2 protein-coding genes and 1 pseudogene are annotated in these 2882 nt (G+C 67.5%); all 3 read right to left on the reverse strand.

The features are described from left to right. The coding region (locus AC1DOC_RS27515) for a cache domain-containing protein (protein WP_478130904.1) at window positions 1-854 on the reverse strand (854 nt) is incomplete at its 3' end. An 86-nt stretch (window positions 855-940) separates the two neighbouring features. Beyond that, a complete protein-coding gene (locus tag AC1DOC_RS27520) occupies window positions 941-2656 on the reverse strand; it encodes a methyl-accepting chemotaxis protein (protein ID WP_478130905.1) in 1716 nt (571 codons plus the stop codon). 21 nt (window positions 2657-2677) lie between these two features. Beyond that, a pseudogene (locus tag AC1DOC_RS27525) lies at window positions 2678-2882 on the reverse strand (methyl-accepting chemotaxis protein); the annotation flags it as partial.

Raw genomic sequence — 2882 nt, forward strand, 5'->3', positions numbered from 1 at the left:
CCCGAAGCCGTCGCGATCGCATCGGTGCCGTGGCGCACTTCGCCCACCACCTTGGCCAGGCTGTCGCGCATGGCCTGGACCGCGTGCAGCAGGCTCGCCTGGTCGCCGTGCTTCAGGTCGATGCGGACCGCCAGGTCGCCCTCGGCGATGCGGTGCGCGATGCCGGCCGTGACCATCGGTTCGCCGCCGAGCTGTTTCAGCAGGCCGCGCGAGATCGCCCAGCCGAGCGCGAAGAGTGCCGCGGCCAGCACCAGCGCACTGATCGACAGGCCGATGACCCGGCCCATGATCGTGGCCTGCACCGTGTCCACGTAGACGCCCGAGCCGATGATCCAGCCCCAGGGCTCGAAGCCCTTCACGTAGGAGACCTTGGGCACCGGCTTGTCGCTGCCCGGCTTGGCCCAGAGGTAGGGAACGAAGCCCGCACCATCGGCCTTGACGGTGTCGACGAAGGCGACGAACAGCCGCTTGCCGGTGGCATCCTTGTTGGACGAGAGGTCCTTGTTCTCGAGCGCCGGGCTGATCGGGTGCATCAGCATGCGCGGCTGCATGTCGTTGATCCAGAAATACTCGCTGCCGCTGTAGCGCAGGCCGCGGATCGCCTGCATCGCCTGCTCCTTGGCCTGCGGCTCGGTCAGCGTGCCCTTGGCGGCGAGCGCGTGGTAGTGGACCAGCAGGCCATGCGCGCTTTCCACCACCTGGCGCACGCTGGCCTGCCGCTCTTCCAGGATGAGCTTGCGCTCAGAAACCAGGAAAAGGGCCGTCAGCGCCGCCACGCCCAGGATGGCGCTGGCCGTGAGCAGCCCGAGCTTCTGCCCGATGCTGAGGGCGCGCGGATTCAAGCGGTTGAACATGGTCTCTTCCTTGGGTGGATGTCTTTTGTGCGGTGCTCTGTCCACAGGGTTATCGGCATCCGCGCGCAAGACTTGAGGCCTTCAGCTCAAAATTCCGTCCAATCGCCATTTGCCGTGCTGGCGGCAACGGCCAGTTGCGGGGCCGCGGTGGCCTCGCTCTTCCTGGCCGGCGCCGGCCGCAGGGCCTTCGGCGCGGCGAATGCGAGCCCGGAACGAGCGGCCGGTGTTCCATCCAGCCTGAACACGCTGACGGCCCCGACCAGGCTCGCGGCCTGCTCCTGCATCGACTGCGCCGCGGCCGCGGCTTCTTCGACCARYGCCGCGTTCTGCTGCGTCACCTGGTCCATCTGCGCGATGGCCTGGTTCACCTGCTCGATGCCCGTGCTCTGCTCCTGGCTCGCGGCCGTGATCTCTCCGATGATGTCGGTCACGCGYTTCACGCTGCCCACGATCTCGGCCATGGTCTTGCCGGCTTCGCCGACGAGGGCRCTGCCCATGTCGACCTTGCCGACGGAGTCGTCGATCAGGCCCTTGATTTCCTTGGCGGCTGCGCCTGAGCGTTGAGCCAGGTTTCTCACCTCGGAGGCGACGACTGCGAAGCCGCGGCCTTGTTCACCAGCACGCGCAGCCTCGACGGCCGCATTCAAGGCCAGGATGTTGGTCTGGAAGGCAATGCCGTCGATCACGCCGATGATGTCGACGATCTTCTTCGAGGACGCATTGATCGAGGCCATGGTGTCCACCACCTGCCCCACCACGTTGCCGCCCTTGACGGCCACTTCGGAGGCGGACAAGGCCAGCTGATTGGCCTGCCGCGCGTTGTCCGCGTTCTGCTTCACCGTGGAGGTCAGCTCTTCCATCGACGCCGCGGTCTGCTCGAGCGAACTGGCCTGTTCCTCTGTGCGTGAAGACAAGTCCTGGTTGCCCGCGGCAATCTCTCCCGAGGCGGTCGCGATCGCATCGCTGGAACTCTTGATCCGCACCACGACCTCGGTCAGCTGGTCCTGCATGCGCTTGATCGAGAACAAGAGGCTGCCGGCGCGGGCCGAGCGGGCCTGCACGCTTTCGCTCAGGTCGCCGTTCGCGATGCGGCCGACCACGTCGGCGGCGTAGCCGGGCTCGCCGCCCAACTGCCGCGCCAGGAGCCGTGCCACCACCACGCCGAGCCCCACGCTGATGGCGATGCCGGCCAGCGCCATCAGCACCATCAGCAGGCGCGAGGTCTTGAAGGTGCGTGCGGCGTCTTCCATGCTGTCCTTGGCCTGCTGGTCGCTGTAGGCCACCATGCGCTGGAGCACTTTCTCCAGCGCGCGCGACTCCTTGAGCAGCTGCTCGCTCTCCTGCGGCACGCTGCCTTCGAACTGCGAGCTGTCCAGCGACTGCTTGGCGATCAGGTCGGCAAAATCGGCCAGGTGCTTTCGCAGCGGCGGCATCAGGCGCTGGTACTGCTCGCTGAGTTCGCGGCCTTCGGGCGTCTCCTCGAGCAGGGGCTTGACCTCGGCCACGTTCGATTCGAGCGCCTTCACGGCGTTCTTCAGTTCCGTGAAGCCGGTGTTGCGCTCGCCCTTGGTGCCGGCCGACAGCAGGCCCATCTGGGCGCGGCTCGCGTCGAGCAGCTGGATGTTGGCCGCCTGCACGGCCTTGATCGCGCGCAGGTCATGGCTGTAGAGGTCTTCAGTCGAGGCGTTGATGCGCCCCATCTGAATGATGCCGATCCCGCTCACCGCGGCACCCACCGCCGCGACCACGAGAAAGCTGAGCACCAGCCTGACGGCGACGCGAAGCTGCTGGAACCATTTCATTTTTCTTTTTCCTGGGGTGCGTTAGAACTCGGTCCAGTCGCCCGGCGCGGCAGCCTGGGCCGCGGCGAGCCTTGGAGCGGAACGGGTGCCGGCTGCGCGGCGGGCCGCCGCCGGCCGGGCGGGAGCCTTCAGCGCGGGCACCGCCTTGCGCGGCGGCAGCGCCGGCTGCACCCGGGCCTGCATCTGCACGAGCGGGCGCGGTGCGTTGTCGCTGTCCAGCTTGAAC

The organism is Variovorax sp. 01T439_2, assembly GCF_056398445.1.